General features: G+C 40.2%; 21 protein-coding genes and 1 pseudogene. 4 read left to right on the top strand and 18 right to left on the bottom strand.

Annotation, left to right across the window (positions count from 1 at the left end; all coding sequences use genetic code 11):
- Positions 1-3: 3 nt before the first annotated feature.
- From ACFOHL_RS10460 to rpmH, 14 genes are all read right to left on the bottom strand, one after another.
- Entirely contained in the window at positions 4-384 is a 381-nt protein-coding gene (locus ACFOHL_RS10460; protein WP_376920177.1) for an ATP synthase subunit I, read from the bottom strand.
- Between the two features lie 201 nt (positions 385-585).
- Entirely contained in the window at positions 586-1,506 is a 921-nt protein-coding gene (locus ACFOHL_RS10455; RefSeq protein WP_376920176.1) for a ParB/RepB/Spo0J family partition protein, read from the bottom strand.
- 24 nt (positions 1,507-1,530) lie between these two features.
- Positions 1,531-2,313 carry a ParA family protein gene (locus ACFOHL_RS10450; RefSeq protein WP_376920175.1) on the bottom strand — a complete coding sequence of 261 codons (783 nt, stop codon included), beginning with the start codon at positions 2,311-2,313 and terminating at the stop codon, positions 1,531-1,533.
- A gap of 11 nt (positions 2,314-2,324) precedes the next feature.
- Positions 2,325-2,963, bottom strand: coding sequence for a 16S rRNA (guanine(527)-N(7))-methyltransferase RsmG (rsmG, locus tag ACFOHL_RS10445; RefSeq protein ID WP_376920174.1), 639 nt, complete (start codon positions 2,961-2,963; stop codon positions 2,325-2,327).
- Positions 2,963-4,864 (bottom strand): tRNA uridine-5-carboxymethylaminomethyl(34) synthesis enzyme MnmG, encoded by a 1,902-nt coding sequence (gene mnmG, locus ACFOHL_RS10440; protein WP_376920173.1) that lies wholly within the window; start codon positions 4,862-4,864, stop codon positions 2,963-2,965. The genes rsmG and mnmG overlap by 1 nt, the downstream gene beginning before the upstream one ends.
- Positions 4,865-5,399: 535 nt before the next feature.
- Positions 5,400-6,218, bottom strand: coding sequence for a DnaA ATPase domain-containing protein (locus ACFOHL_RS10435; protein ID WP_376920172.1), 819 nt, complete (start codon positions 6,216-6,218; stop codon positions 5,400-5,402).
- Positions 6,218-6,874, bottom strand: coding sequence for a DnaT-like ssDNA-binding domain-containing protein (locus tag ACFOHL_RS10430; RefSeq protein WP_376920171.1), 657 nt, complete (start codon positions 6,872-6,874; stop codon positions 6,218-6,220). Before ACFOHL_RS10430 ends, ACFOHL_RS10435 begins: the two co-directional genes overlap by 1 nt.
- Positions 6,871-7,305: an FMN-binding protein MioC gene (mioC, locus tag ACFOHL_RS10425; protein ID WP_376920186.1), complete on the bottom strand. Its 435-nt coding sequence runs from the start codon at positions 7,303-7,305 to the stop codon at positions 6,871-6,873. Before mioC ends, ACFOHL_RS10430 begins: the two co-directional genes overlap by 4 nt.
- Before the next feature lie 6 nt (positions 7,306-7,311).
- Positions 7,312-8,682, bottom strand: a complete 1,371-nt coding sequence (gene mnmE / locus ACFOHL_RS10420; protein WP_376920170.1) for a tRNA uridine-5-carboxymethylaminomethyl(34) synthesis GTPase MnmE — start codon at positions 8,680-8,682, stop codon at positions 7,312-7,314.
- 20 nt (positions 8,683-8,702) lie between these two features.
- Positions 8,703-9,188: a YajQ family cyclic di-GMP-binding protein gene (locus ACFOHL_RS10415; RefSeq protein WP_376920169.1), complete on the bottom strand. Its 486-nt coding sequence runs from the start codon at positions 9,186-9,188 to the stop codon at positions 8,703-8,705.
- Positions 9,189-9,265: 77 nt separating this feature from the next.
- Positions 9,266-10,918, bottom strand: a complete 1,653-nt coding sequence (yidC, locus tag ACFOHL_RS10410; protein WP_376920168.1) for a membrane protein insertase YidC — start codon at positions 10,916-10,918, stop codon at positions 9,266-9,268.
- Positions 10,919-10,938: 20 nt separating this feature from the next.
- Entirely contained in the window at positions 10,939-11,211 is a 273-nt protein-coding gene (gene yidD, locus ACFOHL_RS10405; RefSeq protein WP_376920167.1) for a membrane protein insertion efficiency factor YidD, read from the bottom strand.
- A complete protein-coding gene (rnpA, locus tag ACFOHL_RS10400; protein WP_376920166.1) occupies positions 11,199-11,561 on the bottom strand; it encodes a ribonuclease P protein component in 363 nt (120 codons plus the stop codon). The genes yidD and rnpA overlap by 13 nt, the downstream gene beginning before the upstream one ends.
- 12 nt (positions 11,562-11,573) lie before the next feature.
- Positions 11,574-11,708: a 50S ribosomal protein L34 gene (rpmH, locus tag ACFOHL_RS10395; RefSeq protein ID WP_084407325.1), complete on the bottom strand. Its 135-nt coding sequence runs from the start codon at positions 11,706-11,708 to the stop codon at positions 11,574-11,576.
- A gap of 555 nt (positions 11,709-12,263) precedes the next feature.
- On the opposite strand from rpmH, the pseudogene dnaA reads away from it, so the two are divergent.
- The 4 genes and pseudogenes from dnaA to gyrB form a co-directional block, all read left to right on the top strand.
- Positions 12,264-13,754 (top strand): annotated as a pseudogene (gene dnaA, locus ACFOHL_RS10390) (chromosomal replication initiator protein DnaA); the annotation flags it as partial.
- A gap of 24 nt (positions 13,755-13,778) precedes the next feature.
- A complete protein-coding gene (gene dnaN / locus ACFOHL_RS10385) occupies positions 13,779-14,906 on the top strand; it encodes a DNA polymerase III subunit beta (protein WP_376920165.1) in 1,128 nt (375 codons plus the stop codon).
- Positions 14,907-14,920: 14 nt separating this feature from the next.
- Entirely contained in the window at positions 14,921-16,018 is a 1,098-nt protein-coding gene (gene recF / locus ACFOHL_RS10380) for a DNA replication/repair protein RecF (RefSeq protein WP_376920164.1), read from the top strand.
- A gap of 2 nt (positions 16,019-16,020) precedes the next feature.
- Entirely contained in the window at positions 16,021-18,438 is a 2,418-nt protein-coding gene (gene gyrB / locus ACFOHL_RS10375) for a DNA topoisomerase (ATP-hydrolyzing) subunit B (protein WP_376920163.1), read from the top strand.
- Between the two features lie 299 nt (positions 18,439-18,737).
- On the opposite strand, the gene ACFOHL_RS10370 is transcribed toward gyrB, so the two are convergent.
- The 4 genes from ACFOHL_RS10370 to ACFOHL_RS10355 form a co-directional block, all read right to left on the bottom strand.
- A complete protein-coding gene (locus ACFOHL_RS10370; RefSeq protein ID WP_376920162.1) occupies positions 18,738-19,967 on the bottom strand; it encodes an ATP-binding protein in 1,230 nt (409 codons plus the stop codon).
- 14 nt (positions 19,968-19,981) lie between these two features.
- A complete protein-coding gene (locus ACFOHL_RS10365) occupies positions 19,982-20,695 on the bottom strand; it encodes a response regulator (RefSeq protein WP_376920161.1) in 714 nt (237 codons plus the stop codon).
- A complete protein-coding gene (locus tag ACFOHL_RS10360; RefSeq protein ID WP_376920160.1) occupies positions 20,695-21,048 on the bottom strand; it encodes a DUF3019 domain-containing protein in 354 nt (117 codons plus the stop codon). Before ACFOHL_RS10360 ends, ACFOHL_RS10365 begins: the two co-directional genes overlap by 1 nt.
- 69 nt (positions 21,049-21,117) lie before the next feature.
- Complete coding sequence (locus ACFOHL_RS10355; protein WP_376920159.1) at positions 21,118-21,987, bottom strand: MipA/OmpV family protein; 870 nt, start codon at positions 21,985-21,987, stop codon at positions 21,118-21,120.
- Positions 21,988-22,015: the final 28 nt, after the last annotated feature.

Here is a 22,015-nt window from a genome sequence, read left to right as displayed (position 1 = left end):
AATTCATTGTTGATTGAACCAGAACATAGCCAACCATTGGCTCAATGTAATCATTGCGTAGGCACCAAGTAAAAACAGTGGGTGCGCAGAAAAAGTAGAGAACGCAACAGTGAAAATTATACTCGTCAGCGCCAATTTAATTTTCATACCTTGGCTCAGACTGCGAACAACTAATTGATTTTTGCTCGCACCTGCATACCGGAAAATCCAATAGGCAAAAATACTGTGGGGTAATACAAAACTGATTACACCTAGTGCTACTGATGATACGTGTTCAGGCCAAAATAGTGCACAAATTATTATTAATGTGAAACCTAGGGCAAACTGCACAGCCAAACCTTTTATAGCAAGGTTTTTTCCATTGGCTGCCAAATCGGATTGCATTATCCCGTAACACCTTATTTAAAAGCGCTCGAAGTATACTGCTAATGCAAAATAATTCAACTATAAAGGGGAATAAATCATGTTATTCTTAGTATTCTATTCACAGAAAAAATTGTCGTAATTATTCAGTTTTATCGAATAAAATCCCCAAATAAGTGCGCTCAGAACAAAAAACTATTTATTCTTTCGATATATCAAAGACTAAGCCCCATCTTTAATATCAATATGAGCCAAAATACCCTCTAATTGTGCTAAATCACTAAATGCTATAGTTAATTTGCCTTTACCTTTACTATTGTGCGAAATATTGACGGGGGCGCCTAAGGTATCACTCAAACTATTCATCAAGCGTTTAACGTCGGGGTCAATTTGCTTGCTTGGTTTTGCGGGGCTTTGCTTACTATCCAGATCTTCAGATTGTATTTTTCTGATTAGGCTCTCTGTTTCACGAACGGTTAAGCCTTGCTCGGCAACTTGTTTAGCGAGTGATTCTTGTAAATTACCTTCTACAGCCAATAGCGCTCGTGCATGCCCCATGTCAATATCGCCATGCTCTAGTAGGGTTTTGACTGGTGTTTGTAAGCCGTTTAAGCGAAGAATGTTGGTGACAGTTGTGCGCGATTTTCCAACTGCTTCTGCAACTTGTTGGTGAGTCAGTTTGAATTCGACCATAAGCCTGTCGAGAGCTTGCGCCTCTTCCATTGCATTAAGATCTTCACGTTGAATATTTTCGATCAATGCCATAGCAACAGCCGCATCGTCCGGTATGGATTTGACCAAACAAGGAACAGTATCCAATTTCGCTATTTGCGCAGCTCGCCAACGACGTTCACCTGCAATGATTTCATAGGCGTGTTCACCGACTGTTCTAACAACAATGGGCTGAATGATACCCTGTGACTTTATCGATGCAGCCAATTCTTCTAATGGCTCAGTGGCCATATCTTTGCGAGGTTGATATTTGCCTGGCGATAAATGTTCAATGGGAAGTTGCTGTAACTCACTTTCCACACTTACATTTGGCGTGGTTTCTTGTTCTGACGTTTGTTTTTCCGCATAACTTTGACTTGTTGCAAGCAATGCATCCAAGCCGCGTCCAAGCCCTTTAGATTTAGGCGCCATTTTTACCTCGATACGCTATATTCATTACGCCACTGCCTGTGACTTTTTCTGACGACGGATGATTTCACCTGCCAGTGCCAAGTATGCTTTTGCACCCGTTGAAGATTTATCGTAATACATGGCAGGTGCGCCAAAACTTGGTGCTTCGGCTAATCGGACGTTTCTGGGGATGACCGTTCTGTATACTTGGTCGCCAAAATGGCGTTTTAACTGTTCTGATACGTCATTCGCTAAACGATTGCGCGGATCGTACATAGTTCGGAGCACCCCTTCTATTTTTAGATTGGGATTGACCACCGAAGCCAATTTTTGAATGGTGTCCATTAATGCCGTTAAACCTTCCAGCGCATAGTACTCACATTGCATAGGCACGAGTACTGAATCTGATGCAGCGAGTGCGTTTACCGTTAACTGGTTTAATGAAGGCGGACAATCAATAAAAATGTAATCATATTGGTCTTTAATTTGATCCAATGCGTTACGTAAACGAACCTCTCGGGCGAAGACTTCCATAAGTTTGATTTCAGCCGCTGTCACATCAGCATTTCCCGCAATAAGATCGTATTTTCCACTGGTATTTTTAACGATGACGTCTTCAGCCGGTTTTTCTTCTATCAGCAGTTCGTAACAAGTGTTTTCTGCTTCATATTTATCCACGCCTGAACCCATGGTCGCATTGCCTTGGGGATCTAAATCAATCAATAAAACTTTGCGTTTTGTTGCTGCCATCGATGCGGCAACATTGACAGCTGTTGTGGTTTTACCCACACCACCCTTTTGATTTGCGATAGAAATAACTCTGGCCAAAATTAGTCCTGTTATAATTTTTTGATTTTAACCAAATGACGTTCTCCCTCCAGGCTAGGTATGTCGAGTGAAGTCGTTTTTTCAACAAAAAAACGCGCGTCAATTTGACTCAGCTCTGCTGGATGAAGCTGTCCTTTTAAGGCTAAAAAATAGCCGTTATCAGACACCAAGTGTTCACACCAATTAAGCATATCAGACATTGATGCAAATGCGCGACTTAAAATGCATTCAAAAAGCGGGCTTGCTTGAAATGTCTCCACTCGACTTTGTATTGGCGTAACATTGGATATATCCAACTCGTGCAACACTTGTTTAATAAATCGAATCCGTTTGCCTAAAGAATCCAGTAATGTAAATTCTTTCTCCGGCAACATGATAGCCAACGGGATACCAGGTAAGCCAGGTCCAGTGCCAATATCCGCGACATATTTACCTTCTACGTAAGGCGCAACAACGATGGAATCCATAATGTGTTTAACCAACATATCACTTGGCTTTCGCACTGAGCTTAAATTATAGGTCTTATTCCACTTATCCAATAAGCCCACAAAACGCACAAGTTTGTTGCGCTGCTCCTCTGTTACTGTTAACGCTGTTCTGTTAATAAGTACGTCAAGTTGTTCACGCAGTTGAGTTAGGTCTGTTGTCATTACGCGGTCTTTTGTGCTTGCTTACGGACAACTGAGTATTTTTTCAAATACACCAAAAGTAACGATATTGCCGCAGGCGTTATACCTGAAATTCTCGACGCTTTCCCAATTGTTTCAGGTCTGGCTTGTTCTAGCTTTGCTACGACTTCATTTGATAGACCTGAAACACTTGAATAATCAAAGTCTGCAGGCAAAATGGTATTCTCGTGTCGCTGAGTTTTTGCAATTTCATCTTGTTGTCGCGCAATATAACCGGCGTACTTAATTTGGATTTCTACTTGCTCAGCTGCTTGCGGATCGTCAAGTGCAGAACCAAGTTCAGGTATATTAGCTATACACTGATAGTTCATTTCAGGTCGACGAATAAGCTCTTCTAGCGAAGCTTCTTTGCTAATAGGGGTTTTTAGTAGGGTATTTAACTTATCCACTGCTGCATGTTTTGGATGTACCCATGTTGAGCGCAAACGTGCCTTCTCTTGCTCAACAAGTTCCATTTTATGACTAAACGCGGCCCACCTATGATCATCTACCAAGCCTACTTTGCGACCTAATTCAGTTAGTCGAACATCAGCATTATCTTCTCTCAGTAGTAAACGATATTCTGCACGGCTGGTGAACATTCTGTAGGGTTCTTTGGTACCCAGTGTGGCTAAATCATCGATTAACACACCAATATATGCTTGGTCACGACGAAGCGATAGAGGTGCTTTTTCTTTGCTCTGCAATGCTGCATTCGCGCCCGCTAAAAGGCCTTGCGCACCAGCTTCTTCATAGCCGGTTGTGCCGTTAATTTGACCGGCGAAAAATAAGCCATGGATAAATTTAGTTTCTAAACTCTGTTTAAGATCCCTCGGATCGAAGAAATCGTACTCAATAGCATAGCCTGGGCGAATAATATGGGCATTTTCAAAGCCTTTAATCGATTGGATCAAATTAACCTGAACATCAAACGGTAAACTTGTCGAAATACCATTGGGGTAGACTTCAATACTGTTTAAACCCTCTGGTTCAACAAATATCTGATGAGAGCTTTTATCCGCAAAACGCGTTATCTTGTCTTCAATAGAGGGGCAGTACCTTGGACCAACGCCCTCAATAACCCCTGTGAACATGGGGGACCGATCCAAACCCGAACGAATAATATCGTGGGTTTTTTCATTCGTGTGAGTAATATAGCAAGATATTTGCTCTGGATGATCTTCTACTTTTCCCATAAAAGAAAATACCGGTAGTGGCGTATCACCGGCTTGTTCTTGCATAACAGAATAATCTAGTGTTCTGCTATCTAATCTTGCTGGCGTGCCAGTTTTTAATCGATCTACTCTAAACGGTAATTCTCGTAAGCGATGCGCAAGGGCGATGGAAGGAGGATCACCGGCTCTGCCGCCTTTGTAATTTTCTAATCCAATATGGATAGTGCCGCCCAGAAACGTGCCGACAGTTAAGACTACGGTCTTCGATCTGAATTTCAGACCCATTTGTGTAACAACACCACACACCTTTTCATTTTCGACGATAAGATCATCACAAGACTGCTGAAAAATCGTCAGATTGTCTTGTTGCTCAAGACTTTGTCTAACGGCAATGCGATACAAGGTTCTGTCTGCTTGCGCGCGCGTAGCCCTTACCGCTGGGCCTTTTGATGAATTTAGGGTTCTGAATTGAATACCTGCTTTGTCAATGGCCTTTGCCATAACGCCACCCAAAGCATCTATTTCTTTTACGAGGTGCCCTTTGCCAATTCCACCAATGGCAGGATTACATGACATTTGCCCTAGGGTTTCTACACTGTGTGTCAACAACAGAGTTTTTGCGCCCACACGCGCAGACGCAAGCGCGGCTTCGGTACCTGCGTGACCACCACCTACCACTATTACATCGTACTCTTGTTGATAAAACATCTTAACCTCACTCACGCGCAGTTACGTTAAAAAAAGGGCGCATAGTTTATATGAGTCTTCGTTTTTTTTAAATGATTATTAATTGAACAATACATACATTCATATCTATTTTTTACTAGGATGGTTAAATTTCCGCCAATCCCTATAATTAAAAAGATCTATATAGAGATCTTTATTATTATTTTTATTAGTGTTGACCGAAACTGTGGAAAACCCTATATTTACTAATAAAAACAATAATTTAAATTAAAATTAACTTTGGGATAATTCACGTATATAGCTTGTGTAAATGCTGTATAACTGGGTGAGTTATCCACAAGTCGATTTTTCATTTTTTTTATTCAGATCCTATCTTGTGGATATTAACACGCTTATACTTAAGTTATCCACAGATGGAAAACGTGAATTTATTCCTCTAAGAATCAATATATAAACGGATATATGGCTAATTTGACTACTAAAACTTGTTTGATAGTTGTCATCCCACAATAAGAAAACGCGGGTATGTTGAGCAAGGGTAGGGGGCTAGATAAAATTAGAAATGGTTGGGTTGATAGTGGCTAGAATCACTTGCTTGTTCGCTCTCATGGCTGCCGCGGCGACTAGGACCTTGAAAGTGGACTTTATATGTTTCATATTCTTTTATCGATTCAAAGCAATAGGTGCCGAGCGCTTTGGGTAAATCGTTGACATGGTGATTGGTGATAAGAATACAGTTTTTATTGTCAGCGCAACGTTGACGCAATAAGCTGCCTAACCAACTTTGCGCTGATTGCTTAAGTATAGTTTGATTGACGCAGACTTCATCAAGAATGAGCAAGTCTACTTCAAGTAGTTGTTTGCTAATTTCTCTGAATTTCATTGACGCTTTATCTTCTGCTTGGTAATCATATGAGAAAAAACGCAGTTCTAACAAGGTTTGCAGTTGTCGATACAACACTGTGATTTCAAATTGTTGAATAAGTTGATGCGCGATTGCACCAGCAATGTGTGATTTACCTCTGCCATAGTCGCCATAAAATAACATCATATGTGCGCGACTATTTCGCCATTTTGGATCTTGATGCGCCGCAATAAAAGACTTTGCGATACTGATGGCTTCTTTTACGTCTTGAGAATCTTCAATTAATCGATCAAATGTCCAGTTTTCATTTAGCTCTGAAGCACCATACAGGGCTTGTATACGGGCTTGTTTTGTTTCCAATTGCAATTTGGCCACGTCTTGATTGGCTTGTGCATCATACATTTTTCTGCGAGTGGCGTAGTCTTCAGCGGTATCGAGACTTGGCAATTCATCGATGTTTTTGCCTAGACGTTTACCTAAATCGGCGAGTTGTTGTTGGAAACTTTTCATTATTTTTTGTTGTCTTGTTGGCTGTACTGCTTCACTAAATTTTCTACATTTTGATCAAATGTAAGACCGGATTTTGGATTCATCCATTGGTGACCGGCTTTAGTTTGTCCTTGAGCAGCAGGTTTTTGTAAACGACGTTGTTTTAACTGTAACACAAATTTCTGTGTCCATTGGTATGGGGTTTGGTTTATTTCTGGGCGACCAAGCCAATATGCGATAAATTCACCTAACTCATCAGCGCTATATTCACTGGTAATGACACCTAAAAGCTTGCATAGCATTTCAAAATGGTCAGGACTAGGGCGCCATTGCAAGGACATGGCTTGATGTTGTTGATGAAGTGTTTTTGCGTCAATATGTGCGGGAATTTGAAGTAATGGCAAGGACACCGTTTGATTATTCAAACTATTGTTGAGGTCAATGTCTTCTTCAAATTTTACTAGGCCTACTTTGCTTAGTTCAACAAACAAGTCAGTAATTTCTCTCCCAAGTGACAGACGGGGTGTTTTGGCATTGAGTAGTTGAATGATGGCTTTGTTTTTAATTGTGATTTTTTGTGAATTTAAGGTCCACATCGGCCTTAAGTACAAGGTATATAATACACGTGCTTCATTGCTAATGGCTTGTTTTAAGGCTTCTATTTCAACAATATTCACAGCTTATCTACAATTTGTTCAAACCACTCAAGTGCAAATTCTTCTGGGACGGGGTGCTGCAATACGTCAATGTGTAGCGCAGGATGAAGTAGCCTTGCATTCGCTTCTTTCATTAGGTTTTCTATTGTTCTTGCACCATTACAAAAAGTATCGTAGCTGGTATCGCCCAAGCCAATGAGTAAGTAATTTGTGTTATCAAGCTGTGCATTAATTAACTCGTCTGCAAAATCCTGAATGTTGTCGGGCAGTTCACCTGCGCCATGGGTGGATGTGATAATGATCACGAGTTTGCTAAAGTCAACTTCAGTAAATATCGGTTGAAAATGTAGCGTACATTGATGCCCTTTGTTAGATAAGTATTCATTCAAGGCATCTGCAACATATTCACTGGCACCCAGTACTGATCCTACGACAATGTGGATATCCATGATGCTCCGTTATTTTCCTATGCAAAAAGATGAGAATATCTTACTTAATAAATCATCTGCGGTGAACTCACCTGTGATTTCATTTAAAGCTTGTTGGGCAATACGAAGCTCTTCAGCTAGTAGCTCACCTGCCATGTGTTCTTCAAGCTGTGATTTACCTGACAATATGTGGTTTTCTGCGGTTAATAAAGCATTGATGTGGCGCTGACGCGCAATGATTTGATCTTCTCCCGATTGTTCAAATCCGACAGTCTTTTTCAAGTGCGCTTTCAATAAATCGATACCGTCGCCGCTTTTTGCGGACAAGGAAATGGTTGTCGTATCGTCTTCAATGATTTCTACTGGTTCACCACTGAGATCACATTTATTCCTAATTAAGGTCAGGGGGATGTTTTTTGGTAATTTCTCAAAAAAGGATGGCCAAATCTGTTGTGGTTTACATTTCGTTTCAGTAGTTGCATCAACCATAAATAATATTTGGTTAGCTTTGCTGATTTCTTCCCAGGCTCGTTCTATTCCTATTTTTTCCACTTCATCATCTGAATCCCTAAGCCCAGCTGTGTCGATAATATGTAGCGGTAGCCCATCTATTAAAATATGCTCTTTTAGCACATCTCTTGTTGTACCGGCAATGCTGGTAACAATTGCGGTATCTTTGCCAGAAAGTGCGTTGAGCAAACTTGATTTACCTGCATTTGGGCGCCCAACAATGACAACATGCATGCCTTCTCGTAATAGTGCCCCTTGTTTAGCGGTTTGCTTTATTTGTGTCAGTGTAATAATGATATCTTGAAGATCACCTTGAATTTTACCGTCACTTAAAAAGTCGATTTCTTCTTCAGGAAAATCAATGGCAGCTTCGACATACATTCTTAGTTGAATCAACGAATTTGTTAAAGCATGAATTTTTTTTGAAAATTCACCTTGCAGGCTTCGCACTGCGCTTTTTGCTGCTTGTAAAGACGAGGCATTGATCAAGTCGGCAATTGCTTCCGCTTGAGTTAAATCCAGTTTGTCATTTAAGAATGCTTGTTCACTGAATTCGCCGGGTTTTGCCATTCGTACTAAACCTGTTGCCAAGCACGCTTCCAATAGTAGTTGCATGACAAAAGGGCCTCCGTGTCCTTGTAATTCAAGGACATCTTCACCTGTGAATGAATGAGGGTTCACAAAAAATAACGCGATTCCGCGATCGATAGTATCGCCCTTTGCATCAACAAAATCTTGGTAAACTGCCTTGCGAGGAGGAGGGCATTGCCCCAATATTAATTCTGCAACTTTGCGCGTATTTGGCCCAGATACTCTAACGATCCCGACACTGGCTCGTCCGGGCGCAGTTGCTTGAGCGGCAATGGTTTCTTTTTTAAAATCGTTTTGCACGGGCTGAATTCTTAAAAGTGCTATTTGTCTCGGAAGTTATTGAATTGCAAGGGTTGACCAAAATCTTCACTTTTTAGCAAGGCAATCACAGCTTGCAAGTCATCACGTTTTTTACCATTCACTCTTAGTTGGTCGCCTTGAATACTAGATTGCACCTTCATCTTTTTATCTTTGATCAATTTATTTATTTTTTTGCCCAGCTCGTGGTCGATACCCTGCTTAAAAGAAATAACTTGTTTGTGCGTTTTACCGCTGCGCTCAATTTGTTCAGGTGTGATTGCTCGTGCGTCTACGCCTCTTTTTGCACAAGCATTGCGTAACATATCTTGTAGTTGCTGAAGTTGGAAGTCACCTTCGGCAATCAATGTGACGGTTTCTTTATTATATTCAAAAGACGCATTTACGCCTCTGAAATCAAAACGTGTAGATAACTCTCGATTGGCATTATCAACAGCATTTTTTACTTCTACAGCATCTAGTTCAGAAACAATATCGAATGAAGGCATAATGATTCCTTATTAATTTTTAGGTGATAAGTACTGCTTTAAAAAAGCCCGCTGTCATTGCGGGCCTTATTGGCTGTTTACTTAGTTTTTAATCCACGTTTTTCCATTGAGGCGTAAATTATTTTTGCTTGTACTAGGGTGATGACGTTACTTATTAACCAGTAAAGCACTAAACCTGCAGGGAAGAAAATGAAAAACACCCCCATTCCCACGGGCATATATTTGAATATCTTTTGCTGCATTGGGTCTTGTATAGTCATGGGCTGTAATCGTTGCAATAAAAACATCGATGCAGCCGTCAATATTGGTAGGACAAACCAAGGATCAGGGATGGATAAATCTGTAATCCAAAGTGCAAAATCGGCGTGTCTTAATTCAACACTTTCGAGTAATACCCAATATAGCGCCATGAAGATCGGCATTTGAAGTAGCATCGGAAAACAGCCACCCATCGGGTTGACTTTTTCTTTCTTGTACAAATCCATCATACCTTTAGACATCTTTTGTTTGTCATCACCGTATCGATCTTTTAGCTGCTGCAATTTAGGTGCAAGGGCGCGCATTTTTGCCATGGATTCGTATTGTTTTTTCGTTAACCAATACATTGCTCCTTTAACAATAATAGTAATAAATATTATTGCTACTCCCCAGTTTCCTACAAGGTCATATATCCATTTGAGCATGGCGAAGAGGGGTTGAGAAAGCCACCATAATATTCCATAGTCAACGGTTAAATCTAAACCTTTTGCTAAGCCTGCTAGGGTATCTTGGTCTTTCGGGCCGACATATAAAGTACTTGATACGGTCGTTGTTTCTCCTGCAGGAATACTTAAAGATTCACCTTTATAACCAATGATGGCTGCATTGTTAGATATCGTTGAATACAAAGTATTAGTACCGGTTTTAGGCGCTATCCAAGTTGAAACAAAATAGTGTTCTAGCATAGCAACCCAACCGCCTTGTGTTGCTAGATTGAGCTTTTCATCCTCAAACTCTGGAAATTTATACTTTTCATAATTGTCTTCCAATGTGCCGTACGCGGCACCTCTATAAGTAGGCATAAACATGCTACCACCCTCGCGCTCAACTAAAGATTGTTTGAGTTGAGCATACTGCTGAACATGGGCAGGGCTATTTGTTGTATTGTTGATCGTGTAACTTACTTCAACAGCGTGACTTCCACGTGTAAATACGAAGTTTTTTGTGACGATAATGCCTTCTTTAGTGACTGTACTTAGTGGTACAACAATCTGTTCTTCACCTTCACTTAATACATATGTTTCCCGTGGAACATTGTAATTGGCTCTACCTGTAGAAAGGTCGACACCTTGTTTGCCAATCAGGCCACTTTGCGCAATATAGAGTGTCGCGGCTTTATTACTAAAGACTTGAAATGCATCGTCTCCTCCTTGTGTAACCGGGTATTTAATTAAATCGGCTGAGATAACATCCCCACCTAAGGTATCGATGACTAAATGCAAGGTATCAGTTGTGACATTTATCAAGCGCTGTTTGTTGCTAGTATCTGTATTCACTGGACTTATCAAACTGTCGTTATCTGCTTGAGGCACAAAACCAGTTTCATTACTTTGTTCAGTTTCAGATCTTGCTTGCTCAGTTTGTTCAGCAGGTATGATTGCCTGTGGTGCGTTAGCTTCTTGATATTCTATCCAAAGTAAAAAGCTGACAAGTAACAAACCAATAATGAGAATACTTCGTTGGGATTCCATAACTCTCTCGTATATCCAGGTTATTTTTTTGATGATTTGGGTAAAGGTACAGGGTCCACACCACCGGGGTGTAGCGGGTGACACCGTGTAATACGTTTGGCGGCTAAATAGCTACCTTTGAATAATCCGTGTACTTCTAAGGCTTCTTTAGCATAGCAAGAACAACTAGGATAAAAACGACAGTTTTGACCAAGCATGGGCGAAATTAAAGTTTGATAAAACTTAATAGTACCGATGAGTGGTAATGCCGCAATATTGCTCTTTATCCGTTGTTGGTGTGCTAGGTTTGACATCGCTTTTGCAGTTTCCGCCATTGTTTATCGAGTTGTTCATTGATGGCTCTATTATTCATGTCGCCGATGCCGTGTTTGGCGACAACAATAATATCAACATTTGGTAATTCATGCGCGATTAATCTGAAACTTTCTCTTATACACCGTTTAATGCGATTTCTATTGCTCGCGAGTTTTACTTTCTTCTTGGGTACTGTAATGCCTAATCTCGGTTTTTCAAGATCATTGTGTCTAGCGAGTACTGTGATACATGGGGAAACGGCGGGTATTGCTTTTTCGAAGACCCTAGAAAAAGAAGAGGGAGTCAGTAAACGTGACTCCCTTGGAAAGCTATAAAGTGATTTTTTCACTAAAGCCAAGCATTAAGCAGAAAGACGCTTTCTACCTTTCGCACGGCGATTTGCCAATACTTTACGACCGTTTTTAGTGGCCATGCGAGCACGGAAACCGTGAGAACGCTTACGCTTAAGGTTACTGGGTTGAAAAGTTCTTTTCATGACCTATTCTCGTCTAAGTTTGTGGTGTTGTCGCGTTGCCAAAAACGGCTGTTGCTTGCACCTGATTAATTTGGACGCCGAAGTCTATTGATCTATGTTCTTTTTGTCAACAAAAAAGTGCAGTTACTGCATACAAATTAAATGCTTTCTTTTGTTGGTGGTGATGAGAGGGCGCTTGTATGATTGGAGTGATATCCACAAGTCAGTATTTATTGTTTAAACTTATCCACATATTCGCGATAAGTGTTGTAAATTTCGTGTTAAAAATTGACCAATTTTTATTAAAACAGGCTTTTTTCAGTGGTAGCTACCTACATAGTGGTATAAAAATCTAAATGTACGCTTCTATAAAACAAGCAATTATATTGAAATGTGAATAAATACTAAGCAACTCAGGCATTGTAAGTGATTTACTGTGGATAAATATACTGTACTTCGCTATATTGTAGCGCTATTTTATTGTCAGCTAAGGTAAATAGGATTTTGAACATCGACTGGGAACAATGCTTAGATATGCTAAAGCATGAATTGTCTTCTGAACAATTCAGTATGTGGTTAAAGCCCCTCAAGTCCCATTACGATGGAGAAAGTTTGCATTTATTCGCTGGCAATCGTTTTATCTTGGATTGGGTACGCGATGAATACTTTGAGCTGATATCTTCATCTTTGCGTCAATTGTATGGTAAGGATGCGCCTTCACTATTGTTAAAGGTTGGACAGCCGCCAGCCCCAGTTAATAATCAGTTAGTTTCGGATACTGCTCATCTTGGAGTACAGTCAGAAAATGCTTTCGCTACGGCAAAATCTGACAACTATTTACGTGCTTTTTCCGATGAACCTTTTTCGCAAGAGTCCAATAGCGATTCACCGCTTACAGAGAGCGAAACGGCGCAAGTGCATCTAAAATCAAAGGCTTTAAATGGTAAAGCCTTGGCGCCTAGGCAAAATTTAGGCATGACTCAGGGTAATTCGGGGAATGCCAACGCAGTCGCCAATAATATTCCAGTACCAAAGTTAAATAATCATAAAAGCAACGTAAAAACAGAATATAAATTTGATAATTTTGTAGAGGGTAAATCAAACCAACTTGCGCGTGCAGCTGCTATGCAAGTTGCTGAAAATCCTGGTAAATCTTATAATCCATTATTCTTATACGGCAGCACAGGCTTAGGTAAAACACATTTAATCCATGCGGTTGGCAATGGTATTGTTGACAAAAACCCGAATGCCAAAATCGTTTATATGCATTCCGAACGCTTCGTTCAAGATATGGTAAAAGCACTACAAAACAATGCGATAGAAGAGTTTAAACGTTTTTATCGTTCTGTAGACGCACTATTAATAGATGACATTCAGTTTTTTGCAAATAAAGAACGCTCTCAAGAAGAATTTTTTCATACCTTCAATGCGCTGCTAGAAGGAAACCAGCAGATCATTCTCACGTCTGACCGCTACCCAAAGGAAATAGATGGGGTCGAAGATCGATTGAAATCTCGCTTTGGTTGGGGATTAACTGTCGTCATCGAGCCGCCTGAACTGGAAACACGAGTGGCTATTTTGATGCGCAAGGCCAATGAGAACAGGATTGAACTCCCAAGTGAAGTTGCTTTTTTTATGGCAAAACGAATTCGCAGCAATGTTAGAGAATTAGAGGGTGCATTAAACCGAGTAATAGCAAATGCTAATTTTACAGGACGCCCAATCACGATAGATTTTGTTAGGGATGCTTTGCGTGATCTGCTTGCCTTACAAGATAAGTTGGTTACTATTGAAAATATAATTAAAACAGTAGCAGACTATTATCAGATAAAGGTCGCTGATATATTATCAAAACGTCGAACGCGCAGTGTGGCTCGCCCTAGGCAAATGGCTATGGCTTTGGCTAAAGAAATCACTAACCACAGTCTACCTGAAATCGGGAATGCCTTTAGTGGCAGGGATCATACAACAGTTCTTCATGCGATTCGAAAGATAGAGGAGCTGAAAGGGTTAAGTCACGACGTTCTGGAAGATTATAAAAATTTGATAAGAACACTTTCTTCTTAATTACACGTAGAACGAGAATAAGAAATGAATTTTACTATTAGCCGTGAAAGTTTGTTACAGCCTTTGCAACTTGTTTCAGGAGCAGTGGAAAGACGACACACTTTGCCAATCCTTGCTAACGTGTTATTGCGTGTATCTGAAGGATCACTCTGGTTAACGGGTACAGACTTAGAAGTAGAATTGATGGCGAGCGTAAAACTTGCTGGTTCTTTTACAGAAGGGAGTATTACAGTACCTGCTAAAAAGTTTTTAGATATAGTGCGTGGCTTACCCGAAGAAGTAACAATAATTTTTGAGTTAAGCGAAAACAAAGCCATACTTAAAGCTCAGCGAGCGAAGTACACCTTGTCAACCTTGTCCGCAAATGATTACCCTAATTTAGAAGATTGGCAAGGCGAATCTGAATTTGAAATTAGTCAAGGTGATTTAAAGTATCTTATTGATTCTGTTCAGTTTTCTATGGCGCAGCAAGATGTTCGATACTATCTAAATGGTATGAGTTTGGAGACCAGCGAAAGCGAAATTCGCACTGTCGCTACAGATGGACATCGTCTCGCAATGGCTGCTATTCCTTATGAAGCCTCAGTACTTGCGCCTAAACAAGTTATTATCCCACGAAAAGGCGTCTTAGAAATCTCGCGACTGATAGAAGATAGTAACACAAATATCAAAGTACAGGTCGGTAGCAATCATATTCGCGTCTTTAGCACTTTGTTTATATTTACTAGTAAGCTCGTTGATGGTCGATTCCCTGATTACAATCGCGTTGTACCAAAGGATACGGACAAAGGTCTCATCGTAAATAGGAACGCAATCAAAAGTGCTTTTGCGCGTGCGATGATTCTTACCAATGAAAAATTTAAGGGCGTCAGATTAAATCTAGAAAAGAACGAGTTAAAGATAACGGCAAATAATCCAGAACAAGAGCAAGCCGAGGAAATTATAGAAGTTAATTACGATGGGGAACCATTAGAAATCGGTTTTAATGTTGTGTATCTTATTGATGCGCTTAACGTACTCGAAACCAATTCAGTAATATTTAAACTATCTGACTCAAATGCCAGTGCTTTGGTTCAAGGAATGGTTGTCAAGCATGATCAACTTGTAGAAGACGAAAGTGCCCAATACGTAATTATGCCTATGAGGCTATAATAGTAAGCCAAGCCATGTTTATCAATCAGTTGCGGATGACAACCTTCCGCAACTTTCCTGAACTGCAAATTTCTCCTAGCCCAAGTTTTAACATCATATATGGTGTCAATGGCGCCGGTAAGTCCAGTATATTAGAAGCCATCCACGTATTGGGCTTTGGTCGTTCGTTCAGAACCAACAAAGCTGACAACTTAATTAATACTAATGACGCCAGTCAAGCGACTGTGTTTTGTTCATACAAAGACGTCGATAGTTCGCAGGTATTGGGTTTCAGCCGCACAAAAGGTGAAGGTTTTACATTTAATATTAATGGAAATAAATCTGGCCGTATAGGTGATGTAGTTCGGATAATGCCAGTTCAAATATTTACACCTCAAAGTACAGAGCTGATAACTGGGTCTCCTTCATTACGCCGTAGATATCTAGATTGGTTATTGTTTCACGTGGAACATGAATTCTTAGGACTCAGTCAGGCGTACAACAAGGTGTTGAAACAAAGAAATGCGTTTCTTAAATCTTGTCACTTGCAAACGAGTCAATACTCAAAATTTGATGAAGTATGGGCAAATCAAGTAGCTGACTATGGTGAAAAGATTGACAAGTTGCGTAAGCAGTACGTAAACGATTTAAATGATGAATTAATTGGCTTGTACAAGGAATTTAAGCCTGAGATAAATGTTGAAATAAGATATAATCAAGGATGGGAAAGAGAAAAAGATTTAGCTTCTGCATTATCTTATAAAACTGAGCGAGATATATTTAGGGGTTTTACCTCGGTCGGCACGCATAAAAGCGATTTAAGGTTTTACGTAGAAGGTAAAGAAGTTTCAGAGTTTTTGTCTCGTGGTCAATTAAGAGTATTGGTTTCATTACTGTTGATCGCAGAAGTAAAAGTACTAAGAAAAAAAACGAATAAAAATACGATCTTCCTAGTTGATGATATTAGTGCAGAACTGGACGAAACGACTAGGGAATTTTTTTTAGATAAGGCAGTAGAAGATAGTTCACAGTTGTTTGTTACCGCAATAGAAAAACAACAGCTTACTTTTGCTGATAAATACAAAAATAAGAAAGTGTTTCACGTGAAACATAATTCCGTGTTCGAGGAGTAAAGATGTCCGAAAATAACTACGATTCATCCAGTATAAAAGTCCTAAAAGGCTTGGATGCGGTTAGAAAAAGACCTGGTATGTATATCGGCGATACCGATGATGGAACAGGCTTACATCATATGGTATTTGAAGTTGTTGACAATTCAATAGATGAAGCACTTGCTGGGCACTGCAATGATATCGTAATTAAAATTCATTCGGACAACTCGGTTAGTGTAAGCGACGATGGTCGGGGAATACCAACTGAAATTCATCCTGAAGAGGGGGTAAGTGCAGCTGAAGTTATTATGACCGTGCTGCACGCCGGCGGCAAATTTGACGATAACTCATACAAAGTATCTGGTGGTTTACATGGAGTCGGTGTTTCAGTTGTTAACGCGCTTTCTAAAAAGCTAAGCTTAAAAGTTAAGCGAAACGGTGAAGTACACGAACAGTCCTATACAATGGGCGAGCCAAATGAGGCGCTTAAAGTAACAGGTAGCACAGAACAAACAGGTACGACTATACGTTTTTGGCCCAGTGAAGAGACATTTACTAACGTAGAATTCCACTTCGATATTTTAGCTAAACGTATTAGAGAGTTATCTTTTTTGAACTCTGGTGTATCGATAAAATTGGAAGACGAAAGAGATGGTAGAAAAGACCACTTTCATTATGAAGGTGGAATTAAAGCATTTGTAGAGTATTTAAATAAAAACAAAAATGCTATGCATACAAGCCCATTTTATTTTTCGACTGAGCGAGATGATGGTATTGCAGTGGAAGTTGCAATGCAGTGGAACGATGGTTTTCAAGAAAATATATTTTGTTTTACTAACAACATTCCTCAGCGTGATGGAGGGACACATTTAGCAGGCTTTAGAGGCGCGCTAACACGTACCTTGAATAACTTCATGGAAAAAGAAGGGTACAACAAAAAGAACAAAACTAATGCTAGCGGTGATGACGCTAGGGAAGGGCTGACGGCAATCATTTCTGTGAAAGTACCTGATCCTAAGTTTTCTTCTCAAACTAAAGATAAACTTGTATCTTCTGAAGTCAAATCAGCGGTTGAATCGACAATGGGCGAAAAGTTTGCTGAATTTTTAATAGAGCATCCCACTGAAAGCAAGGTTATCGTTAATAAGATTATTGATGCCGCACGAGCTCGCGAAGCAGCAAGAAAGGCTCGTGAAATGACGAGGCGAAAAGGTGCTTTAGATTTAGCTGGTTTACCTGGAAAGCTCGCTGACTGCCAAGAAAAAGATCCAGCTATGTCTGAATTATATATAGTGGAGGGTGATTCTGCCGGCGGTTCTGCAAAACAGGGTAGAAATCGTAAAAACCAAGCCATTCTTCCTCTCAAAGGAAAGATACTAAACGTAGAAAAAGCACGCTTTGATAAAATGCTATCATCACAAGAAGTGGCGACGCTGATTACCGCCCTTGGTTGTGGTATTGGTCGGGATGAATATGATCCGAACAAACTTCGCTATCACAGCATCATTATAATGACCGATGCCGATGTTGACGGTTCACACATTCGTACATTACTTTTGACTTTCTTTTACCGTCAAATGCCTGAAATGATTGAAAGGGGGCATATCTTTATTGCACAACCCCCTCTATACAAAGTTAAAAAAGGTAAACAGGAGCAGTACTTAAAAGATGATGATGCGCTGAGTGCGTATCTGACGAACATTGCTGTAGATGGTGCGTCTTTGCATGTCAGCGAGGATGCACCTGCCATTCAGGGTGTTGCACTAGAGAACATGGTGAAGTTGTATCAAACCACTTTTGCAATGATTGATCGTATGAGTAGGCGCAGAATGCCTAAGTCAATACTCACACAATTTGTCTATAATAAAGTGATTACAGTAGACACTTTGAAAGACAAAAGTGAACTACAAATAGCTGGTCAAGAAATTGTTGACGCTTTATCCGAGCAAGACAGCGAGTCACATAGCTTTAGCATGGAAGTTAAGCTTGATGAGAACGGTAAAAATGCACTAGTCATCACCATGAAACAACATGGTATTGACTATGAATACTATATAAATCAAGAGTTTATAGAATCTCCAGAATACGAAAAAATTGTATCACTAAATCAAACGATCAACGGGCTAATGGAAGCTGGCGCCCATGTTAAACGCGGCGAAAAAGTAAAACCTGTTGTCGAGTTTTCTGAGGCCTTGGAATGGCTGATGAGTGAGGCCAAACGCGGGCAATACATTCAACGATACAAAGGTCTAGGAGAAATGAACCCAGAACAATTATGGGAAACAACGATGGATCCCAATAGCCGTCGAATGTTGCAAGTGACGATTGAAGATGCCATTGCATCTGATCAGTTATTCACAACACTTATGGGAGACCAAGTGGAGCCACGTCGCGAATTCATTGAATCAAATGCCTTGAATGTAGAAAACTTGGATGTGTAAATAGTTATCCACTAAAACAGTAAGTTTATTATCTAAAAAGCGCGACTCACATCGCGCTTTTTTTGTTTTTAAACTTACAGAGTTTAACTATGATTATAAACAATAAAAAAGGGAAAATTTTGGACACGCAGCGATATTGTACTTGAATTTTCATTCTTTATTTTTGCAAAATTTATTTTTCACGGATGAATAATCAAAGTGTATATGTATATTCAAAACGGTTTTGTAACAATATAGGACGAATTTCTAAGTACGAACGTTTCTGCGAGGGGGTACACGTTGGTGCTTACATAGCCCATTTATGGTGGCACGTTATACACTAAAACTATTTTTGCTCCACCTAGTTTGTCACTGTTTTCTGCGTAACAACTACCTCCGTGCCAATCTTGAATGCGTTTGACTATCGCTAAACCTAAACCTGCGCCGCCTTTTTTTCTGTCTCGCCCACTATCAGGGCGGTAGAAGGGAGAAAATATTTTGTCTTTAGTCTCGTTCTCAATACCCACTCCATCGTCTTCAACGGACAATATAATTTGCGTTTGTTGACATTGAATGTTTATTTCAATTTGATTTTGGGCATACCGAATTGCATTGCCCACTAGATTGTTAACTGCGCGCTCAATAAAGTGGCCATCGGCTTGCAGAATGCAATTGTCACCGTTTACGGAAAATTTGTGGGGACAATGTAAGCTAAACTTTTCTACCACGTTTTCACAAAGCTTCCGTAAGGGCAAGTCAGCAATATTTAACTCTGGTTGAATAGATTCGTATTGGGTATAGTCTAAAAGCTCTTGTACGAGGCGTTCGAGCTCGTCTAGGTCGCTCTCAAGCGCCGACCATTCATCTGAATCTGGCTGAGGATGCATAGCGAGCGCAAACTTTAGGCGCGCTATGGGTGTCCTAAACTCATGTGCAATCGCGCCAGTCAATTCCCGTTGACTATTTAAGACTTCAGATACTTTTTCATTTAACCCGTTAAGGGTATTCGCAATAGGTTGAATTAACGAGCCTTTTCCTATATCGATAGTTTGTATGTGGCCATACTGGTCGAAGGAAAGTACCGAGCGGTTTACTTTTGATAAGTCTCGCCATAAAGGCCAAGACCAAATAGCCACACCTATTGCGAGGAGCATTAAAAATAAAAATGCGTAGGTGCTGAAAAATTCGCTATTTATATTTTCTGGGTAGGGTAAGTTAAGGGCAATCAGCGAATTATCGACCAAAGGAGTATAAATTGATTGTCCGTCTTCATCGTATAGCACTACACTCTTACCTTCGGCTAGCATAGCTATTTCTGATGGAGGCCAGGCAATATCGTTTATGCGCAATACTTCAAAGGGAATGCCTCGAGCCGCCAAAGTATCAAATAAGTCCTCTGGGGTTTTACTCATTGCCTCAATTAAATAGACACTAAGTTGTGTATGACTATTTTGCTCAGCATCGGTCGGTAAAAAAATATCAAGCAAGCTGCTTATGATAATAAGCGATAAGGTGATAAATAGATAAAAGCTAAGAAACAGTTTCGCCATGACGTCGCTTTAGACTAATCCCATGCATCAGGGACGAAAAAGAAACCTTTGCCCCAAATAGTCTTTATTCGGTAGGGGTTTTTGGGGTTGTCTTGAAGCTTCTTGCGAAGTCTAGATATTCGAACATCTGCAGACCGGTCAATTCCATCATATTCGCGACCAATTAACTCGGTATACAATGTGGTTTTCTTTACGACTTGTGAAGGGTTTTCTGCCAACTTCCAAAGCATGTCAAATTCGTGGCTGGTCAATACAATATCGTCATTATTTAGTGTGACTTTTCGTGAATCTTTATCTATGCAGAGTGTGCCAAAGCGCAATATGTGCGGAGATGCGAGCTCAGTATTGCTCTGTTTGAGATGGTTTTCACTAGCGCGCCTGAGTAAGGCGTGGATACGCGCAAGTAACAAGCGAGGTTCAACGGGTTTGAGTATGTAATCATCAGCCCCTAATTCTAGTCCAATCACCTGATCGATACTTTCATTTTTTGCGGTCAAAAATAGTAGTGGTCCTTGGTAAATTTGCCGTAGCATTTTACACAACTGAAATCCGTCAATATCTGGTAGCATAACATCCAAAATGACGACACTAGGCACTTGTGACGAAACATATTCTATTAATCCTTTGCTATCGCCAAAGACTTTGACGGAAAAGCCGTTATTCTCAAGATATTGAGAAACGAGCGTTGACAACCTTGTGTCATCTTCGACGAGTACTAAGTCGATCACTAGAAAATACTCCAAGGATTATTTATTCGTCGACGTTGTTTAATTGGCTGAGTGTATTTGACCAATAGTTGTTTTTCGAAAATAACATCGCCATTTGTTGAGGTTGCTTGAAACCAAGTATTGCGTGATAACTGAATAGGCAGCGATGTGGGTAATTTTGTTAGTGGCCAACAACCAAGCGACACCTCTTTAAGAGCAAAGCAAAGTGTGTTTATGTTGCTATTTTCTAGTTGGTATTGCATTTGAAGATCCATCTCGCAAATCTCGCTACTATTCATGGTAACGCACACATCTGGACCGACTTCAATTGGACTGGCACTTGATATACTGTCAGAACCTTCTGCAAATGCCATACTCGTGCACAATCCACCCATACAAATAAAGAATATGTAGATTATAGGCTTACAAGCCATTTGTATCCCTTAAAACCTGTAAGCTGCGCCAATAAAAAAAGTATTAATGGTATTCTCTGACACTATAGGACTATTTGTGATCCCGCTCCCTAGCCATTCAGTTCCGACCATTGCTAAGCCTTGCCAATTTTCATTTATTGATTTACTCACTAATACGCTTATGCTTGGGTTAAGTGTTGATTCCCCACTATACATTAAGTCCAGAGAATTGGCATCTCTAGACGAGATCCCATAATAGTAATCAATCAACCCATCGCTTTTCCAATTCAGTCGAGCATTAAAAGCAAATTGCCATGAGTTGAATTTTAAGGAATAGCGATAGTTTGCCTCGGCGTGAAAACTGTCATAAGTGCTGCTGATGTCATGCAATACGGATAAGTTTAATTCGCCGGTCTTGGTGTATAGATGAAACCTAAATCCGGCATCGACAGCCCAACGTCTAGTTGCTATGTTGTCAATCGACAAAAAATCAGAATTCGTTAGCCTCATGTCATCACTTTCATTTAAAGGCCCAGTGGGCAATGAAGTTTGGATAAAGCTTTGAGTGAGGAAAATATTTTCGGGGTGCCAAAAAGAAAAGAATGCACGTTCTCTATTTATTTCAACGAAACTTTCAAGCGCATAACTTGCATTGCTTAGCCATTGATAGCCAAGTTCGCCGTTGTCAAAATAAGCTTTTTCTCCATACCAAGCTATGTCGGGTAACAAAACAAGAGGAATATTATCCCCATCTGACAAAGGGTTTGTCCGCACACCCGCACCTATTGCTAGCCCTATTTCCCACTTATTTGTATCAACAAGGTTGTTATGAGTGGAAGGCGATTTCTCTGAAGAATGCAGCTTATCTTCACCAGCAAACGCAACATGTTGTATACACAAAAAAGTTGCTAACAAAACGCAATGAAAT

It is taken from the genome of Agaribacter flavus, assembly GCF_042646125.1.
Lineage (GTDB): Bacteria > Pseudomonadota > Gammaproteobacteria > Enterobacterales > Alteromonadaceae > Glaciecola > Glaciecola flavus.
Note: the sequence above shows the minus strand (reverse complement) of the source record. Positions and strands in the feature narration are given on the sequence as shown.